The organism is Bacillus mexicanus (assembly GCF_050445615.1).
GTDB lineage: Bacteria > Bacillota > Bacilli > Bacillales > Bacillaceae > Bacillus > Bacillus mexicanus.
The window spans coordinates 614,045-633,439 of record NZ_JBCEYV010000002.1; the positions used below are offsets into that span (position 1 = coordinate 614,045).

A 19,395-nucleotide genomic window follows, 5' to 3' on the forward strand; every position below is an offset into this window, starting at 1 on the left:
CTTTCAATTTCTTGAAAGGGAGCATAACGCACTATGTTCTCTCTTCGTTTTTGAAGAGCCCAAAATACATACTACATAGTTCGACTATGAAAGTCAAGATCGTTTTGATGAGGGCGTTTTACTATTTAAGGTCCTCATCTTCTTCGTCTTCGTCTTCATCTTCTTCATCAACGATATCCTCTTCGATCTCAAGGCCGTCATCGTCTTCATCGTCAAAGTCATCATCGGTGTCAATGTCAAGTTCTTCTTCAACTTCATCCACATCAATATCGTCTTCATCGACCTCTTCAAATTCGTCAAGATCAAGATCTTCTTCGACTGCTTTTTTTGCTTTTTTCTTTTTCGCCTTAACTGTCGGCTGCGTTTCTTCGTCAAGCTGATCGTACGGATACCAGCTGCGAAGCCCCCACGTTTGATCAGACAGAGCTAAGAAGCGGCCGTCAATATTTAAATCTGTATAAAATTGAGCGATGCGGTCTCCTAGCTCTTCTTTTTTCACGCCGAGCAAAGATGCAATTTCATTTAAAAGCTCCTGAAAAGGAACTGGTTTTTTATGTTCTTCAAATAATTCGTGAGCGATTTCAACTAAAGCCATTTCCTTTAGCTCTTCCTGTGAATATTGTTTGATACCCAAGGTCGGACACTCCCTTTCTATTACTTATATGTATCTGTTTTATCAATAATGAAAGCATTTTTGTATCGTTCTTATACAAACCATACCTCTCATTATAAACAAAATAAAACAGAATATGCTACCCTTAACAGCGTTAATTTAAATAATTTTACAAGAGTGATCCGACTGATAGGTGTTTTCTGTCAATCCGCGAGCATTCTGGAGATGACCAGTCTTTGAATTTCTTGCGTGCCTTCATAGATTTGCGTGATTTTTGCATCACGCATATAGCGTTCAACCGGATATTCTTTAGTATAGCCGTAGCCGCCGAAAATCTGCACAGCTTCGGTCGTAACCTTCATCGCCGTATCCCCCGCCAGCAGTTTGGACATGGCGGAAGCTTTTCCATATGGAAGACCCGATGATTCAAGCCACGCCGCCTGATAGGTCAATAGCCTTGCAGCTTCTATCATTGTAGCCATATCAGCCAGTTTAAAAGCGATGCCCTGCTGCTCGGCAATAGATTTTCCGAATTGCTTTCTCTCTATTGCGTATAGAAGCGCCGCATCAAGCGCCCCCTGAGCAATGCCAACGGCTTGAGCGGCAATGCCGTTTCTTCCTCCGTCAAGTGTCTTCATCGCGATTTTGAAGCCTTCACCTTCTTCTCCGAGGCGGTTTGCTGCGGGTACTACACAATCTTCGAACATGACTTCCGTTGTGGGAGACGAACGGATGCCCAGCTTCTTTTCTTTCTTCCCTGTCAAAAATCCTTCAAATTCCTTTTCTACAATAAAAGCGGAAATGCCTTTTTTCTTTTTCTCGGGATCGGTGACTGCAAAAACAATATAAATATCCGCGATGCCGCCGTTTGTGATAAACACTTTTGAGCCATTTAGCACATAGTGATCGCCGATTCGTTCAGCAGTTGTTTTCATGCTGCCGGCGTCAGAACCGGCCCCTGCTTCAGTTAGGGCGAAAGCGCCGATTTTTTCTCCGAGGGCCAGCTGTGTTAAGTATTCTGTCTTCTGGTCTTCCGTTCCAAATGCAAACAGCGGCCAGCTGCAAAGGGAGATATGGGCGGAGAGCGTCACACCGGTGGAGGCGCACACTTTTGACAGCTCCTCCACCGCGATGACGTAGGCCAGATAGTCACTTCCGATACCGCCGTTTTGTTCAGGCCACGGAATTCCTGTCAGCCCCACATTCGCCATTTCTCGGAACAGCTTCCGATCGAAGCGCTCCTGCTCGTCGCGTTCTGCCGCTGTCGGAGCTATCTCGTGCTTCGCGAAATCACGGACTAATTTTCTTATCATCTCGTGTTCTTCTGATAATGAAAAATTCATGGCTTCTCCCCCGTTTTCATATCAGCGCCTAAGACAGATTGAGCCAGAAGTTCGGCGACGTCATACGTTTTGACTTGGTCTTCGGCTTCTTTCGCCTTCGTGCCGTCCCCGAGCATCGTCAGACAGTACGGGCACCCTGAACTGATCACCGATGGTTTGACTGCGAGCGCTTGCTCTGTCCTGGCGACATTTATTCTATTTCCCGTTTCTTCTTCCATCCACATTAATCCCCCGCCGGCGCCGCAGCACATGCCGGTTTCCCGGTTTCTCTCCATTTCAATCAGCCGTACGCCCGGAATGGCGTTCAAAATCTCTCTCGGGGGATCATAAACGTCATTGTACCGGCCCAAATAGCAGGAATCATGAAAGGTAATCGTCTCTTCAAGGGGGTGCTGCGGTTTTAATGTCCCGTTTTTCACCAGTTCTGCCAGCACTTCTGTATGATGATAAACCTCGCCTTCAAAACCGAAATCAGAATACTCGTTTTTAAATAAATTGTATGCGTGCGGATCAATTGTAACGATTTTTTTAATATGATTTTTTTCAAATTCGGAAATATTCTTTTCAGCCAGCTCTTGGAATAGAAATTCATTTCCAAGGCGGCGCGGCGTATCCCCTGAATTTTTTTCTTTATTGCCGAGGATCGCAAAAGACACGCCCGCGTGATTGAGCAGCTTAGCAAAGGAAATCACGACCTTCTGGCTTCTATTATCATAAGACCCCATGGAACCGACCCAGAATAGGTACTCAAATTCTTTCCCTTCTTTTTTCATTTCTTTTACGGTCGGAATCTCAGCATCCGGCGCCGAGTCACGCCAATTTTCACGTTCCTTTCGATTGAGGCCCCACGGATTTCCCTGCCGCTCGATGCTGGTCATAGCGCGCTGTGCATCACTGTCCATTTTTCCTTCTGTCAGTACGAGGTAGCGGCGGAGGTCGATGATCTTATCCACGTGCTCGTTCATGACAGGACATTGGTCCTCACAATTCCGGCAAGTGGTGCAGGCCCAAATTTCTTCCTCTGTAATGACGTCGCCGATCAAACTCGGATTGTAATCCAGCGCCGCCGCGGCTTCCTGCGATCCGCTGCCTGTTGACTGCGCCGCCAGTTGATTTCCTCTCGTATGGCGGAACGCTGCCTCGGGGACCCATGGCGAGCGCGAGGTGATGGCGGCGCCTTTTTCGGTGAGATGGTCTCTGAGGCGCAAAATCAAGTCCATCGGTGACAGCATTTTTCCCGTTCCTGTTGCAGGGCACATATTGGTGCAGCGGCCGCACTCAACACATGCGTACAGATCAAGCAGTTGAGACTGCCGGAAATCTTCAATTTTACCTGCTCCGTAGCTTTCTTTCGTTTCGTCGGTAAAATCAATTTTTTCAAGCTTCCCGGCTGATTCCATTCGATTGAAAAAAACATTGGCAGGCCCTGCGATTAAATGGGCGTGTTTTGATTGAGGCACGTACACTAAAAAGCTCAGCAAAAACAGAAGATGCACCCACCATGCGATATAGAAAATCACCGCGGCGCCTGTTTCTCCGATTCCGCCAAGCAAAAACGCGATACTTGAGGCAATCGGCTCGCTCCACGAAAGTACGTGCCCATGCCAAATCAAATTCATCCCGTTCCCAAGCAGCACCGTCAGCATTAATCCCCCGATAAAAATGAGGACCAGTCCTGCTTTGAATCCGCGTTTCAGCCTGACGAGCTTTTCGATATAACGCCTGTAAAATGCCCAGCCCACAGCGATTAAAATGAGAAACGTAACGATTTCCTGAATAAAGGTGAAGGCGGGATAGCCAGGGCCGAGCGGCAGATTCCGGCCGGGAGCCAACCCTTTGATAATAAAGTCGATCGCTCCGAACTGAACCAATATAAATCCGTAGAAAAACATGACGTGAATCATTCCGCTTTTCTTGTCCTTGAGCAGTTTTTTCTGTCCGAATACATTCACCCAAATAGCCTGAAGCCTTTCCTTAACCCGTTTATCGAAATGTTCTTTCTGTCCGAGCCTGATGTAAGCCAGCCTTGTTTTAACCAAGTAGACAAACAAATAGACAGAGTAAGCGGTTACAACAAGAAATAACAATGCATTCGCAATGAGAAAGCCGCTCATTCCAATCCCCCCTTTTTACTGATGAAGACCGTGATTCCCTATCCTCGAATCTATATAAGATTATCTTCATGATAAATAATGAATGAGTGTTCAGTCAATAATTAAATTCCTGCGGTTCGGGCATACTACCGTTACTACGGAAAGGAGTGCCGGCATGAAGATATTTTTCGTCATTCTCATTATTGTCATCATCCTATTGGCTTTCATTCTGTTTGATATCTTCATGGGATATGCTGTTTATAAAAAAAACGCCTACGAGCCTGTCTTTTCAAAAAAGAAGAGTGATATCGAGTTGATTCACTGCGGCGCTGACCTAGTGGAACGGATGATGGAAGATATCCGCCAGGCCATTTCTTCTGTTCACATGATGTTTTTTATTATGAAAAATGATGAGGTCAGCCACAATATGTTTACATTGCTGAAAGAAAAAGCGAATTCCGGTGTCTCTGTTTATTTGCTACTGGATTGGTCCGGCAGCCAAAAAATAAAAAAACCAGCTCTGAAGACGTTGAAAAATGCCGGAGTTCATGTTCATTTTTTAAACAAGCCCCGCTTCCCTTTTTTCTTTTTTCATATACAAAAACGAAATCATCGGAAAATCACTGTGATAGACGGAAAAATCGGTTATATCGGCGGGTTTAATATCGCTGAGGAATATCTGGGAAAGAAAGCGAAGTTCGGCAATTGGGAGGATTATCATCTGCGTATGAAGGGAGAAGGCGTGCATGACCTTCATACGCTTTTTGCTTCTGACCTAAAGCGAAATACCGGAATTGAAATGGGGGCGAAAGTTTGTCCGAAGCTCCAGCAGGGGAATATCTCTCATAAGATTTATGCGACTGACGGCTATTCGCTTGAAAACATGTATTTGGCCAATATCGCGCAGGCCAAGAATCGCCTTACTATTTGCACGCCTTATTATATCCCGTCAAGACCGCTTCGAGAGGCCCTGCTTAATGCGAGAAAAAACGGCGTTTCCGTGAGAATCATTGTACCGATGAAATCAGACCATCCGCTGGTACGAGAAGCGGCTTTTACGTATTATTCGGAGCTTTTGGATGCCGGCTGTCTGATTTATCGCTATTATCAAGGGTTTTATCATGCAAAAGCCGTCATCATAGACGACCATCTCAGCATCATCGGAACAGCCAACTTCGATAAGCGCAGCTTATTTTTAAATGAAGAGGTCAATGTCGAAATTGACGACGAAGCTTTTACAGGTGAGGTCTACGCCACAATCAACGAGGATATGAAAAAGTCGGAGCTGCTGACCAAGAAGGCTTTCAGCAGCCGCACATTCAGGCAGCGCCCGGCGGAATGGCTTGGCCGAGCATTATCTTATTTTTTATAAAGGAGAATTCCTATGATTTTCAGATTCGGGTTCGTATCAAACGCGATGAGCCTTTGGGAGGCGTCTCCCGCTAAAACATTGACATTCGCGCGTTATTCCAAGCTTTCAACGGATGAAAGAAAAGAAGCACTGCTGACTGTGACAAGAGCCAACTTGCACAATACGATGAGAACCCTTCACTATATCATCGGTCATGGCATTCCTTTGTACCGTTTTTCCAGTTCAATTGTGCCATTGGCCACGCATCCCGATGTGATGTGGGACTTTGTCACGCCGTTTCAAAAGGAGTTTCGGGAGATTGGAGAGCTTGTCAAAACACATCATTTGAGAACAAGCTTTCACCCAAATCAATTTACCCTATTCACAAGCCCAAAGGAATCTGTTATAAAAAATGCGATAACCGATATGACGTATCACTACCGCATGCTTGAAGCCATGGGCATTGCTGATCGCTCTGTTATTAACATCCATATAGGCGGCGCTTACGGAGATAAAGACACAGCAACTGCACAGTTTCATCAACATTTGAAGCAGCTGCCGCAGGCGATCAAACAGCGGATGACACTTGAAAACGATGATAAAACCTATACGACGGAAGAAACGCTTCGAGCCTGCGAAAAAGAGAATGTGCCATTTGTCTTTGACTTTCATCATTTCTATGCCAATCCAGATGATGACGCAGACCTAAATGAAGCCCTGCCCCGGATGATCAACACATGGGAGCGAATCGGCCTGCCGCCGAAGGTGCACCTGTCTTCCCCAAAATCGGAGCAAGCCATACGCAGCCACGCCGATTATGTTGACGCGAATTTTTTGCTGCCGCTCTTGGAACGCTTCAGGCAATGGGGAACCAATATTGATTTCATGATTGAAGCAAAACAGAAAGACAAGGCTCTTCTCCGCCTGATGGATGAATTAAGCTCCATTCGCGGTGTCAAACGTATTGGCGGCGGCACGCTGCAATGGAAATCTTAAATGTGCCATATCAGGTTTACGGCTCGTCCGCTTTGGGAACATACCCTATATAAGACAACAATCGATGGAGGAGAAAGATTATGAAAAACATCAAGTCTCTGAAAGTAGCCGCACAGGCATTTACTTTAAGAAATTTGATTCATCTTTATAAAATGTGCCATTCTGGAAGCCACGAGGTTTATATTTATTCAAAGAAAACGATGTGCAAAATCAAAAACTTAATCGAGCTTGAAACATTCCGCATGGCTCATGATGAAAAGGAATATTTGATTGTAGTAGAAGGAACAAAAGCACCGCAGCTTGTTGAAAAATTCCAAAGTATGATTGAACCCGCTGAAAGAGAAGCGCTTTAAACTTACATATAAAAAAGGATAGACATCTTGTCTATCCTTTTTCTTATGTTCTTACATAATGGAGCTGAACCGCCTGTCCGAATTGTTTCATTCAAATTTCACCATAACAACATGAAAACATTGGTGCCAAAGCTGGCGAACGAAAATGCAAGTCGGAGAACTTGCCTATCATGGTCCCTTCTTACAAAACACCTGAAAACAGGCGGGCGAAGGATTCCTTTGTCCGATCGATCATTCCCCTTTTATAAAAGCCGACAGGGCTGAGTTTTTCACTGTCCAGCATATCCTCTTCATAATGGTCTTCAAGGGTGCGGATTGCTTCGGCATCCGTAAAGAACACGTTCACTTCAAAATTGAGCTGGAAGCTGCGCATGTCCATATTTGCGGTGCCGACAGAGGCTAGATCACCATCAACGATCATGACTTTTTGATGCATGAAGCCTTTTTGGTAGGAATAGACTTCAATGCCTTCGAGAAGAAGCTCCGGGAAATAGGATCTCGACGCGTACTGCGTCAAAAAGCTGTCGTTCTTCTCCGGCACCATGACCCTTACTTGCACGCCTTTTGCCGCTGCTGCTTTCAGCGCTGTACGAATGGATTCATTCGGAACAAAGTAAGGGGTGGCGATCCATATTGATTTCTGTGCCGAAGCGATCATTTCATAATAAAGGTCGCTCATGCTTTCCTTCATGTCAGGGCCTGTCGCGACAACTTGATAAATGCCCTCTCCTTCGACTGGAACTGGAGTATTGTATTCCTCTAGATCAATTAATACTTCGTTGGAGACATATTCCCAATCCAGCATAAAGATGGCGTGAAGCGTTTGCACAATTTCTCCTTCCAGCCTTAGGTGGGTGTCTCTCCAAAAGCCTATATACGGATCTCGGCTGATATATTCCTTCCCGACATTTAATCCGCCCACAAAACCGATTTTCCCATCAATGATCACGATTTTTCGGTGATTCCTAAAATTCAGCTTTTGATTAAAGAATCCGTATTTCAGCGGAGAAAACGGAACAATGTCCACTCCCGCCTGTTTCATTTTCACGATATCTCTTCCAGCCAGTTTGATGCTTCCTGCAGCGTCATATAAAAACCGCACGTCGACACCTTGGCGCGCTTTTTCCATCATAATGTCCATCATCCCGCGGCCGAGCATATCTGATTTAAACATGTAGTATTCAATATGTATATAAGATTCTGCCTTCCTCATTGCTTTGAAAATATCCGGGAAGGTTTCTTCGCCGTTTTTCAGTACTTTGATATTGCTTTTCGTATTGATATTCATATGGGCGGCCTTGATAGAGTATGTAAAGAATCTTTTCTGATTGTCCTTCAGCTCTGTGACTGGCGGCGTCTCTTCCATATCAAACAGCTTCCTGAGCTTTTCCCTGTTGTACATTCGTTTTGTCTTAAACAGCTTTCCTTTTACATACAGCTGTCCGGAGAATAGATAAAACATGTAGCCGGCGATCGGAAAAAAGATAAGAATGTGGATCCATAACAGCGTGTGCTGCGAGGTGCGGTTTTCAAGAAGTAACGAATAGATGCTGAACAAAATAATGCTGACATAGCAAAGCAATCCTCCGTAAAATTCAAGTCTGGAAACCGGAAAAAACCATATGACATATGCCCCGATAAGCATGAGATATAAAAAGAAAAATTCCAGTCTCCTTTTCAGCATCCTGATTCTCCCCAATCTGATTCGATTACCTCCGTATTCCCTCTTTTCTATAACCGGTAAACCTTTTATATAAAAAAAGCCTCTCCGCTAAGTGCGGAAAGGCTTATGATGAAGCTTCCTGAGATTGGCCGGGTGTGATGTTCTGGAGCAAGGCCGGCTTGAGGGAATAACTGCTTTTGATTTTATTTTTGAAGAAGCCGACGACCAGGCCCGTAACTGCAATCGATACAAAAGAGAAGATCCCTCTCAGCAATCCCACTGAAAAAATCCCGGCCAGCACTACACCAAAATCAAAGAGAAAATTAACCATTCCCGGATTCCATCCGCAGCGTTTTTGCAGAAATAATGCGAGAATATTGGCACCGCCCAGCGATGCTTGATGATAAAACATGAGTGACAGGCCAAGCCCGATCAGCGCCCCGCCGCAAATCGCCCCGGCAAGCGGCGGAAAAGAGACAGGCGGCAGCCAGTGATCCGCGCTTGTAAACAGAGTCAGCGCTGTGACTGCAAATATGGTGGATAGAGTGAATTTGATGCCCATTCTGATGAGAGAAAACACATAAAACGGGATATTGATCAGAAAGAAGATGATGGCAAACGAGGAATGAAATAAATATGTCAGACTTAGTGACAGTCCGGCTGTGCCGCCAGTTAACACATGAGAATGTCTGAGGGTCAGGACCCCGGCGCTTGTGATCAGACAAGCAATTAAAATGAGTAAAATCCGCTTCATTCTTCACGCTCCTTCTAGATCATGTTGTTTCCACCTACAAACATAACAAACTTTCTCACCGCCCAGCCATTTCATTGGCAGAAAATATTACACGATTATGAAAAAAATCCCCCTTTTGCAAGGGGGATTTTTCACGAGCGTTTCCGATATACGACATAGCTTCGTGTCAAATACTTGAGCGGCAGGCTGAATACGTGAACCAATCTTGTAAACGGCCACAGGATAAAAACAACGTATCCGATTATGATATGAAACTTAAACCATAGCGGGACACTCTCCATCAAAGAAGCGTCAGGCCGGAACAAAACAATTTCCCTGAACCATGGCCCGACTGTTGTCCTGTAATCAAATCCTTTCGAATCAATGTTGAGAAACGTGGCCGCAACCCCCGTCAGCATCATGAACAGCAGCAGGATGAGCGTCAGGATATCCGTTGGGGAGCTGGTTTTGCGGATTCTTTTGTCAAACAGCCTTCTGTACGTCAGGATAACGAGTCCGGTACATGCCGCAATCCCCGCTGGCAGGCCTGCGCCAATCGCCATTTTGTGATACATATGCTCTGAAATGCCAAGGGAAGAATACACGGCTTCCGGAATAAGAATGCCCATGACGTGCCCGCCGACAACGCACACGAGGCCCCAATGAAAAAGTGTACTGCCCGCCGCCAGTTTTTTCTTTTCTAACAGCTCACTGGATTTCGCCGTCCAGCCAAATTGGTCATGCTGATAACGGTAAATATGGCCGCCGATAAAGATTGTCAAAACAATGTATGGCATTACGCCCCACAGGATTTGCCCGCTCATGCCTGAACAGCCCCTTCTTCAGTGCTTTCACGCACCCCGATGTTTTCCAGGGCGTCCTGCAGCACATGCAGCAGCTCCGCATATATGCTGTTATTTATTTCGAGACGGGAAGCCAGCTCCCTAACATTGGACAAATATTTTCCAAACACACTTCTCGCTGCTTCAACCTCTGCTACTGCGGCAAATTCCAGCATAAGCGGCAGGTAATCAGGCAGCTCTTTCTCTGTCGGCAGGAAACCGGATTCCTGGTAAGTGTTTTTTAAATGCAGCAATTCAATCCCGCGTTCCCTTTGCTCTCCTGAGTTAAAGTAGGTCACATACATATTCGTTTTTTTTCCGAAGTCAAACGTATAGACATAGTGCTCGATCAATGCTTCTTGAGAGAAGCTGGATGCCCCCTTGAAAAAGTGCAGCAGCTTCTCCCTGATTTGCTGGTTGCTGATTTCATGAATAAGAGCCTTCCAATCAGGAAGCTCAGCTCTCCACTCTTCATCTGGATAGGAAAGAAGGCAGGAAAGAGCGGAGAACGTCATTTGCCGGTCTGTGGTGTTCATCTTGTTACACCTCATTTATCAAAAGTTAGAAACAAGAGCCGGGGCCGCCTGAAAATGATAAGCCGCAGCTTCCTTGTTCAGCGTATAAATCTGACACATCTTCTCGGTGGCTGCTTGGGATCACAAAGCGGTCATCATATTTAGCGATGGCAAGCAGCCGATACATGTCTTCAATTTGCTGTTCCGTTAAGCCGACACTGGATATGAGATCCGGGTCGACGGATTTATTCGTCTGGACTGCTCTCATATACTGGCGCATGACAGACATTTTCTTTAAAGTTGAACGAATATGGTCTGTATCACCAGCCGTTAATAGCTGCGCCAAATAGTCAATCGGGATTCTCATTTGGTCGATAGCCGGAAAAATGTCTTCCGCCGTTTGCTGGCTTCCTTTCCCTTCAAAGAGATTCATAATCGGGCTCAGCGGCGGAATGTACCAAACCATAGGCAGTGTGCGGTATTCAGGATGAAGCGGCAGCGCAATCTTCCAGTCGATGATCATTTTATAGATCGGCGATTGCTGCGCGGCCTCGATCCATTCAGCCGGAATGCCTTGTTCTTTTGCCTGTTTGGCAACCTCAGGATCATTCGGATCAAGAAAAACGTCTAATTGTGAATGGTACAGATCCTTTTCATTTTCAACAGATGCCGCTTCCTCCACTTTGTCCGCATCATACAGCATGACACCGAGGTAGCGGATTCGGCCTACACACGTCTCGGAGCAAATGGTCGGCAGACCCGCCTCCAAGCGAGGAAAGCAGAGTGTGCATTTTTCCGCTTTGTTCGTTTGCCAGTTAAAATAAACTTTTTTATAAGGGCAGGATGAGACGCAATATCTCCATGAACGGCATGCGTTTTGATCCACAAGCACAATGCCGTCTTCCTCGCGTTTGTACATAGCGCCGGACGGGCAGGATGACACGCAAGCCGGGTTGATGCAGTGCTCACAAATACGCGGAAGATACATCATAAAGACTTCATCGAATTCTGTTTTGATCGATTCCTCCATCTTTTGCACGTTTGGATCCTCAAGCCCTGTAATGTGGCCGCCCGCGAGATCATCCTCCCAGTTCGGCCCCCATTCGATATTCATGAAATCTCCCGTCAAGGACGATTTCGGCCGCGCCACCGGCTGGTGTTTTTTCTGCGGGCTGTTTGTTAATGTTTCATAATCATAGTTCCAAGGTTCATAGTAATCATCAATCGTCGGCTGGTTCGGGTTATAGAAAAGGCCTGCGAGCCGGTTTGTTTTCGGGCCTGATTTCAGTTCAAGCTTGCCCTTTTTCAATGTCCAGCCGCCTTTATATTTATCTTGGTCCTCCCATTGCTTCGGATAGCCGATGCCCGGCTTTGTTTCTACATTGTTAAAGTACATATATTCCGCACCGGCACGGTTTGTCCACGTATTTTTACAGGTGACGCTGCACGTGTGGCAGCCGATGCATTTATCTAAGTTCATGACCATACCGATTTGCGCTTTAATCTTCAAGCCAATCGACCTCCTTCAGCTTGCGGATGACGACGTTCAGGTCGCGCTGATTCCCTGTTGGACCGTAATAGTTAAAGCCGTAGCTGAGCTGGGCATAGCCCCCGATCATTTGTGTCGGCTTGACGTGAATCCTTGTCGGGCTGTTGTGGGTGCCTCCGCGGTTATTTGTCAGTTTCGTGCCGGGCACGTTGATGTGGCGGTCTTGGGCATGGTGCATAAATGCCATTCCTTTAGGAATCCGGTGTGACAAAACCGCTCTCGCGACGACTACGCCATTTCGGTTGAAGCATTCAATCCAATCATTGTCTTTAATATCCGTGTCTCCCGCGTCATCTTTATTCATCCATACAGTCGGCCCGCCGCGGAACAGCGTCAGCATCGGCAAAGAATCAAAATACATGCTGTGGACAGACCATTTATTATGCGGCGTCAAATAATTAAGAACGATTTCTTTGCCTTCTTGGTCAGGCCGCTTGCTTAGGAACGGGCGATGCTGGAGAATCGGTTTAAATGTCGCCATCGTTTCACCGAATTCCATCATCATTTCATGGTCGACATAATAAGATTGTCTGCCGGTCAGTGTTCGCCACGGAATTAATTTTTCTACGTTCGTCGTAAATGGCGAGTACCTGCGTCCCCCTTTTTCTGAACCTGTAAATGCCGGAGACGTGATGACCGTTTTCGGCTGGGCAGTGATTTGCTCAAACGTAAAGCATTCTTCTTCCCGTTCTTCCGCCAAGTCTTTCAACTCTAGATTTGTGATATTTTCAAGCGATTCCCATGCCTTCACAGCGACTTTTCCATTCGAAGTAGACGATAGAGTTAAAATCGCTTCTGCTGTCTGCTTTGCTTCGCTTATATTCGGGCATCCTTTCGCAATGCTGTCCGAGGTGATTTCTCCCAGCCTCTTCTTGAGTGATTCATATTCCTCGGCAATCGACCAGCTCATCCCTTTTGTTCCGCTCGGTTTTAAACCGGTGTGAGGCCCGAGCGCGGTCATTTTATGATAAATGTGTTTGTAATCCCGTTCGACGACTTGAATGTTCGGCATCGTTTTTCCCGGAATAGCTTCACATTCGCCTTTGCTCCAGTCATTGATTTTACCGAACGGCTGAGCCAACTCCTGCTTCGTATCGTGAAGAAGCGGTGTCGCTACAACTTCTTTCACCGGCTCCATATCGACTTCTTCTGCCAGAACGGAAACGGCTTTTGACAGTGCTTTGAAAATATCCCAGTCCGACTTTGATTCCCACGGAGCCGAGATGGCCGGGGCGAAAGGATGAATGAACGGGTGCATATCTGTGCTGCTGAGATCGTGTTTTTCATACCATGTCGCCGCCGGCAGCACGATATCGGAATACAATGCCGTACCAGCCATTCGAAAATCAAGATTGATTAATAAGTCGAGCTTTCCTTCAGGTGCCTGCTCCCGCCATTTGATCTCTTCAGGGCGGATGCTTTCGCTGTCGTCATTCATCAAACCGTTCGTCGTTCCCAGCAGATGCTTAAGAAAATATTCATGTCCTTTTCCTGAGCTTGAGATCAGATTCGCCCGCCATACGAAGAGATTTCTTGGAAAATTGGCTTCATTATCGGGATCTTCAATCGCGAATTTCAGCTTTTTCTCTTGAAGCTGTGAGGCCACATATGCACCAACAGCTTCTGGTGTGGCTGCTCCCGCTGTTTCAGCTTCTTTGTATAGGTCAATGCCGTTTTTATCGAAAGTCGGGTAGGACGGCAGCCAGCCTAAGCGTGCTGCCATCACATTGTAATCGGCATGATGCTTGTAACGAGATGACCCAGCAATCGGTGAAGCCAAGTCACTGACGGGCTGGTCCTCATACCGCCACTGGTCTGTCGCAAAGTAGAAAAATGAGGTGCCGTTTTGCAGCTTAGGTACACTCTCCCAGTCCTTTGCATTTGCAATCGTCTGCCAGCCTTCAGCAGGACGAAGCTTTTCCTGTCCCACGTAATGGGCCCAGCCTCCGCCGTTTACGCCTTGAGCGCCTACTAGTAATACAAGATTTAATACAGCCCGGTAGATCGTGTCGGAATTGAACCAGTGGTTAATCCCTGCTCCTACGATAATCATGGACCGGCCGTCTGTATCGATCGCATTTTGAGCGAACTCTCTGGCAATCTTAATGACAGCTTCTTTTTTGATTCCTGTCATTTGTTCCTGCCATCCTGGTGTAAACGGCTGAGGATCATCATAAGAGACAGGTGATTGGTCACCGATGTCCCGGTTCACGCCGTAGTTGGCCAGTATCAAGTCAAACACAGTCGTGACACACACCTCTTCGCCGTTCAGATCCAGTTTTTTAATCGGAAGATCCCGCTCAAGCACTTTGTTTCCGTCATTTGAAAAATACGGGATGCGCACTGTGCCGATTTCGTCTTCTATTCCGAGCACAGAGAGACGGGGTTCAATCGACTCTTCGGTTTCTTCATCGATCATGTGCAGGTTCCACTTCTGCTGTCCGTCCCAGCGGGAGCCCATGGTTCCTTGCGGTATGGCAAATGTGCCTGTCTGGTCATTCCAGACCGCAGGCTTCCACTGATCATTTTTTGTCTGCCGTCCGATGTCATTCGCATGCAGAAACCGGCCCGCTGCGTATACGCCATTTTCTTTTGACAAGGTAACGAGGAATGGAAAATCCGTGTATTGCTTCGCGTATTCAATGAAACGTTCCGTCTCTTGATTCACATAAAATTCCTGCAAAATGACGTGGCCCATTGCCATCGCAAGCGCCCCGTCAGTCCCTTGACGGATACTCAGCCAGTCATCCGCAAACTTTGAGGATTCCGCAAAATCAGGACTGATCGAAATGACCTTAGCGCCTTTATAGCGGGCCTCAGCCAAAAAGTGCGCATCAGGCGTTCTCGTTAATGGCACGTTGGATCCCCATGTAATGATATAGCCTGAATTGTACCAATCACTGCTTTCCGGAACGTCCGTCTGGTCACCCCATATTTGCGGAGATGCCGGCGGAAGATCCGCGTACCAATCGTAAAAACTGAGCATAGGGCCGCCGATTAATGACATAAACCGAGAGCCTGAGGCGTGGCTGATCATGGACATGGCCGGTATCGGAGAAAAACCGACATTCCGGTCAGGCCCGTATTTCATGACTGTATACAGCAAAGAGGCTGAAATCAGCTTCAGCACTTCAGGCCATTCAGCGCGCACAAAACCGCCTTTCCCTCTTGCTTGTTTATAGGAGTTCGCTTTTTCAGGGTTTTCAACAATTGATTTCCATGCATCCAGCGGATTTTGATGCTCCTGCAATGCTTCGCGCCACAAATTGATCAGTACACTACGCACGTAAGGATATTTCACACGGAGCGGGCTGTAGATATACCATGAAAAACTGGCCCCGCGCGGACAGCCTCTCGGTTCGAAATCTGGCATATCCGGGCCTGTTGATGGATAATTCAAGTTTTGTCCTTCCCATGTGACAATTCCGTTTTTCACATAAATGTTCCAGCTGCAGGACCCCGTGCAGTTGACGCCGTGGGTGGAGCGAACGACTTTGTCGTACTGCCATCTGCTTCTGTATACATTCTCCCAATCGCGATCTTCGCGGGTGGTTTGGCTATGTTTATTTGAATGGTGTTCGATAGGAGAGAAATAATTCAATCTCCTAAACAACGGACTCATTTTCTTTTTCTTCATGAGAGTTCACTCCTTCCGAGTCAGGTGATGCTACGTTCACTATAAACAGAGACCGCAGATTTCCTTGTGAACTATGTCACACACTCCGCTTTTTTCACAAAATATTCACATTAGGGAGAAGGAAGAGCTTTTACAGGAAGTGATGAAAGCGGTATTCAGGCAGGACGCTTAAATCAATTAGCAAAAATCAAAAAACCGGCTCTATTTAAGAGCCGGACTCAGCATTTTCATCCTGTGATGTATGCAAATAGCGCAAAAATAATTGATAGGAGCAAAAGACATTTTGCTGAAGCATGGCCAAAAAATTCATTTGCAGCCGCGAGTTATAAGACATCATTTTTTTAAATATACGGTAAGGGATATTGAGAATCAGAATGTCTGAAGCGGCTTGGACTGAGATAAAAGGCGATAAATACATTTCTCCTTTTTCATCAATCGGGAACACATCGCCCTTTTCCCATAGCGCAACGGTTTTCGAGCCTTCTGGGAGCCTGCTGTCCATAAAACGGACACTGCCTTTTAATACAATATAAACAGATTGAGAATGAAGAAAGGATGGAGACTGACTGGACGATCCGCTGATAAACGTCCCGTTTTTCAGCAAGGTTTCAACAATGGATAGAGGCACTTCATTAAACATAGGAAGTTGTTTCAAAAATAATAAATAGTCACACTGTTTCATAGGAAAGCCTCCTGTGCTAAGGATAGCTTTAGTGTAGCTATATTGAACCTATATAGCAGTGATATATTTCACAACCTGTATGATGAATGTCACTTATCTGGAGGTTGGCTGCCTTTATAATAGAATAAAAAAGGAGAATTTCGATGAAAACGCTGATTCCAAAGCAGCACGGCGCATGGGCAATGCTGCTGATTCCCTTTTTACTCGGCATGGCCAAGGGCGGTCCCGTTTTCTGGCATATTCCGCTCTTTTTAGGCTGGCTTTTCCTGTACTTAGCCGTGTATCCCGTTACGCTTGCCATGAAAAAGAAACAACTCATCCCCTATCAAAAGTGGATATGTTATTACAGTGCTCCGGCCTGTTTCTTTTTGATCATTTCTGTCTTTCATATGCCGCCGCTCATCTGGATTGGTGTTTCTTTATTGCCGCTGTTTCTCATCCATATGTATTTTGCCCGCCGAAAAAACGAACGGGCGCTTGTGAATGATATCGCAGGAGTCTTGTTTTTTTGTTCGGGTGGGCTTGCGAGCTGTTGGCTGGGGACGGGAATCCTTGACGGCTCGGCTTGGTTTATCTTTTTCCAATCCGCTTTATTTTTTATCGGGAGCTCCTTTTTTGTGAAATCAATGATCCGAGAAAAGAAAAACAAAAGATTTGCATACTGGTCATGGGGATATCACCTGCTGCTCCCCTTTTTATCCGCTCTTTTCGGAGCAGGATGGGCTTTTCTCGGTTTGATTCCAAGCAGTTTGCGTGCATGGTTTTTCCACGGACGAGATTGGCCTGTGAAAACGATCGGCATTTGGGAACTCGTGAATGCCTGCTTCTTTTTTGCTGTCATGTATGTGTTGGCCACAAGATAAAAAACCCAAGGACCGCCGGCGGCCTTTGGGTTTTTTAATCAATATTGCAAATCTCCAGCGGACAATTTTCACACTCAATCTCACATCGCAAATAATCCCGTTTGTGCAAAATAATTTTTCCTGATTCGTCTATCGAAATCACCCCTTGTTTGCGGAGATCTCCCAGCATACGGTTGACGCTTTCCCTTGCCGCCGCGCAAAACTTTGCCAAATCTTGATTTGTCAGCACAATGTTAATCAGAATGCCGTCGCTTCGTTCCACTCCGTAGCTGTTTGATAAGCGGATAAGGGTCGAGTAGAGCGCTCCCTTCTTGCCATGAAGAAGCAGGTCTCTGATTTTAGACTGGATTTTTCGAAGATGGGTGCTCATCCATTTCATAAATTCAAATGTCAAAGCACCGTTTTGAATTAATTCTTTTTCCAGCTTGTTTTTATTAATGACGAGCACCTCGCCATCCTCTAGCACTTTTGCACTGAGCATATATCTCGGCTCTTCAGTGAAAAGCGTCAATTCACCGACGATATCATGCTTTTGGCAAATTCTAAGTGTCAGGTCTTTTCCGTCAGATGTCAGCTTGCCAATCTCAATGAGTCCTGATTGAATCAGGTAAAGCTCTTCTGCATCCATTCCTTCCCGAAACAAATACGTGTGTTTTTCCATTTTTCTTTTCGTGCTGATTGATTCCAGCAATTCATGCAGATCGCTGGAAATCAGATCACTATCAGATGGTCGTCGAACAGAGAGAAAATTCATGAGCTCACCTCGAAGAAAGTCACGTTGCGTATGTTTATTGTAACGTGAATTGATTGGCACCCATCGAGAAAAAAATAACAATCTTGTGAATGCCCAGTGTTAATTGACGCTCTGACTGTTTCTCTCCGTGTGCGTTTTCACTTTTTCCTGCCAATACATCCAGATGACAAGGACAAAGCTTGCTAACGCCACTTCCGAAAGCGCCATAAAACCGATCGCGTATTGGCCTGTTGCCTGAAATACACTCGCCAGGATTAACGGAGGGAAAAATCCGCCTAATCCGCCCATCGCAGACACAATCCCATTGGCAATTCCCGCTTGCTTCGAAAAGTAGAATGGCACGAGTTTAAAAACAGTTCCGTTTCCTACACCTGAGCAGACAGCGACAGTTAATGTCCCAAACGTATAAAGGCCGATCGTCGGCGAGAACGATAAGATAATGCCTGATAATGCAAGTCCTGCAAAAACGACCATCAAGATGCGGAGCGGGCTTATTTTATCAGCCAGGAATCCGCCTACAGGTCTGAGGAGCGTCGATACGGCAATAAAGCCAGCCGTTCGCAAACCGGCATCCGCAGGACTCAGCCCAAAGTGCTCCACCAAAAAGTTCGGCAGATAAATGGTGAAGGCAACAAAGGCGCCAAATGTAATAAAATAAAACAGGCTCAAAAACCACAGCACATGATTTCGGTAAACGGCTTTGATTTGGGTTTTTATGGAAACATTCACTTTCTTCTCATGGCGGTCGCCGAACAATACGTGCAGCAATGCGAAAACGGCCAGCAGAACCATATACATCTGCACAGTTGCTTTCCACCCCACAGCTTGTGCAATAACCGGCGCGGCAAATGTGGTAATCGCGGTTCCAATATTTCCGGCTCCATAAATCCCATTGACGACACCGTGCTTTTCTTTCGGATAATATTTCGGAAGAGAGGTCACCCCAATGGAGAATACCGCTCCCCCGATCCCTAAGAAAAACCCGCCTGCGATTAAATCAAACAGAGAGTCTGCGATACTGATCCAAAACACAGGAATCAAAAGCAGGATAAAGCTGATAATAAACATCAGCCGCGCCCCAAACCTGTTCGTTAAAAACCCTAAAGGAATGCGGAGAAGCGACCCGAGGATGACGGGAATCGCTGTTACTAAAGAAATCTCGCCTTTGCTTAAATGAATATCTAATGTCATTTGGGTAATGAGTGATGAAATCAATACCCACACCATAAATCCTGCCACTAAGCTTAATGACTGTAACGATAATTGAATATGTTGACGGTTGATCATTCGGCTTGCCCCTTTCAATGATTCAATATCAGCCTTATCATACAAAAACTCAGCAAACAGGATTGTGAAATACATCACACGTTTTTTTATAAAAAAAAGACAAAGCCCGAAGACTTTGTCC

The 19,395-nt window shown here is 46.0% G+C and carries 16 protein-coding genes; 4 read left to right on the forward strand and 12 right to left on the reverse strand.

The genetic code is table 11. The features are described from left to right. Nucleotides 1-121 precede the first annotated feature (121 nt). The 3 genes from rpoE to AAGG74_RS12780 all read right to left on the reverse strand — a co-directional run bounded on the left by rpoE (nucleotide 122) and on the right by AAGG74_RS12780 (nucleotide 4,070). On the reverse strand, nucleotides 122-634 hold the full coding sequence (gene rpoE, locus AAGG74_RS12770) for a DNA-directed RNA polymerase subunit delta (protein ID WP_429675721.1): 513 nt from the start codon (nucleotides 632-634) through the stop codon (nucleotides 122-124). Nucleotides 635-816: 182 nt separating this feature from the next. Continuing rightward, nucleotides 817-1,956 (reverse strand): acyl-CoA dehydrogenase AcdA, encoded by a 1,140-nt coding sequence (gene acdA, locus AAGG74_RS12775; RefSeq protein WP_429675722.1) that lies wholly within the window; start codon nucleotides 1,954-1,956, stop codon nucleotides 817-819. Continuing rightward, nucleotides 1,953-4,070, reverse strand: coding sequence for a heterodisulfide reductase-related iron-sulfur binding cluster (locus AAGG74_RS12780; protein WP_429675723.1), 2,118 nt, complete (start codon nucleotides 4,068-4,070; stop codon nucleotides 1,953-1,955). Before AAGG74_RS12780 ends, acdA begins: the two co-directional genes overlap by 4 nt. A 154-nt stretch (nucleotides 4,071-4,224) precedes the next feature. Here AAGG74_RS12780 and cls (AAGG74_RS12785) point away from each other — a divergent pair, with 154 nt between their 5' ends. The 3 genes from cls (AAGG74_RS12785) to AAGG74_RS12795 all read left to right on the forward strand — a co-directional run bounded on the left by cls (AAGG74_RS12785) (nucleotide 4,225) and on the right by AAGG74_RS12795 (nucleotide 6,749). Continuing rightward, nucleotides 4,225-5,421: a cardiolipin synthase gene (gene cls, locus AAGG74_RS12785; protein ID WP_429675724.1), complete on the forward strand. Its 1,197-nt coding sequence runs from the start codon at nucleotides 4,225-4,227 to the stop codon at nucleotides 5,419-5,421. A 12-nt stretch (nucleotides 5,422-5,433) separates the two neighbouring features. Next, the gene (uvsE, locus tag AAGG74_RS12790; protein ID WP_429675725.1) at nucleotides 5,434-6,396 is read left to right on the forward strand and encodes a UV DNA damage repair endonuclease UvsE; all 963 of its coding nucleotides are present in this window, start codon (nucleotides 5,434-5,436) and stop codon (nucleotides 6,394-6,396) included. Between the two features lie 80 nt (nucleotides 6,397-6,476). Further along, nucleotides 6,477-6,749 carry a hypothetical protein gene (locus AAGG74_RS12795; protein WP_162103820.1) on the forward strand — a complete coding sequence of 91 codons (273 nt, stop codon included), beginning with the start codon at nucleotides 6,477-6,479 and terminating at the stop codon, nucleotides 6,747-6,749. Between the two features lie 181 nt (nucleotides 6,750-6,930). Here the strand turns inward: AAGG74_RS12795 and cls (AAGG74_RS12800) are convergent, their stop codons facing one another. From cls (AAGG74_RS12800) to AAGG74_RS12830, 7 genes are all read right to left on the reverse strand, one after another. Beyond that, nucleotides 6,931-8,433 carry a cardiolipin synthase gene (cls, locus tag AAGG74_RS12800; RefSeq protein ID WP_429675726.1) on the reverse strand — a complete coding sequence of 501 codons (1,503 nt, stop codon included), beginning with the start codon at nucleotides 8,431-8,433 and terminating at the stop codon, nucleotides 6,931-6,933. Between the two features lie 103 nt (nucleotides 8,434-8,536). Then, nucleotides 8,537-9,166 carry a YitT family protein gene (locus AAGG74_RS12805; protein ID WP_162103818.1) on the reverse strand — a complete coding sequence of 210 codons (630 nt, stop codon included), beginning with the start codon at nucleotides 9,164-9,166 and terminating at the stop codon, nucleotides 8,537-8,539. A gap of 131 nt (nucleotides 9,167-9,297) precedes the next feature. Beyond that, nucleotides 9,298-9,969 (reverse strand): respiratory nitrate reductase subunit gamma, encoded by a 672-nt coding sequence (gene narI / locus AAGG74_RS12810; protein ID WP_162103817.1) that lies wholly within the window; start codon nucleotides 9,967-9,969, stop codon nucleotides 9,298-9,300. Beyond that, nucleotides 9,966-10,523 (reverse strand): nitrate reductase molybdenum cofactor assembly chaperone, encoded by a 558-nt coding sequence (gene narJ / locus AAGG74_RS12815; RefSeq protein WP_429675727.1) that lies wholly within the window; start codon nucleotides 10,521-10,523, stop codon nucleotides 9,966-9,968. Before narJ ends, narI begins: the two co-directional genes overlap by 4 nt. Nucleotides 10,524-10,548: 25 nt before the next feature. Further along, the gene (gene narH, locus AAGG74_RS12820) at nucleotides 10,549-12,012 is read right to left on the reverse strand and encodes a nitrate reductase subunit beta (RefSeq protein ID WP_429675728.1); all 1,464 of its coding nucleotides are present in this window, start codon (nucleotides 12,010-12,012) and stop codon (nucleotides 10,549-10,551) included. After that, nucleotides 12,002-15,688, reverse strand: coding sequence for a nitrate reductase subunit alpha (locus AAGG74_RS12825; RefSeq protein WP_429675729.1), 3,687 nt, complete (start codon nucleotides 15,686-15,688; stop codon nucleotides 12,002-12,004). Before AAGG74_RS12825 ends, narH begins: the two co-directional genes overlap by 11 nt. Nucleotides 15,689-15,893: 205 nt before the next feature. Then, on the reverse strand, nucleotides 15,894-16,370 hold the full coding sequence (locus AAGG74_RS12830; RefSeq protein ID WP_429675730.1) for a cyclic nucleotide-binding domain-containing protein: 477 nt from the start codon (nucleotides 16,368-16,370) through the stop codon (nucleotides 15,894-15,896). Between the two features lie 143 nt (nucleotides 16,371-16,513). On the opposite strand from AAGG74_RS12830, the gene AAGG74_RS12835 reads away from it, so the two are divergent. Beyond that, nucleotides 16,514-17,233, forward strand: a complete 720-nt coding sequence (locus tag AAGG74_RS12835) for a YwiC-like family protein (RefSeq protein WP_429675731.1) — start codon at nucleotides 16,514-16,516, stop codon at nucleotides 17,231-17,233. 34 nt (nucleotides 17,234-17,267) lie between these two features. On the opposite strand, the gene fnr is transcribed toward AAGG74_RS12835, so the two are convergent. Next, nucleotides 17,268-17,987: a fumarate/nitrate reduction transcriptional regulator Fnr gene (gene fnr / locus AAGG74_RS12840; protein WP_225493207.1), complete on the reverse strand. Its 720-nt coding sequence runs from the start codon at nucleotides 17,985-17,987 to the stop codon at nucleotides 17,268-17,270. 99 nt (nucleotides 17,988-18,086) lie between these two features. Continuing rightward, on the reverse strand, nucleotides 18,087-19,274 hold the full coding sequence (gene narK, locus AAGG74_RS12845) for a nitrate transporter NarK (protein ID WP_429675732.1): 1,188 nt from the start codon (nucleotides 19,272-19,274) through the stop codon (nucleotides 18,087-18,089). Between the last annotated feature and the right edge of the window lie 121 nt (nucleotides 19,275-19,395).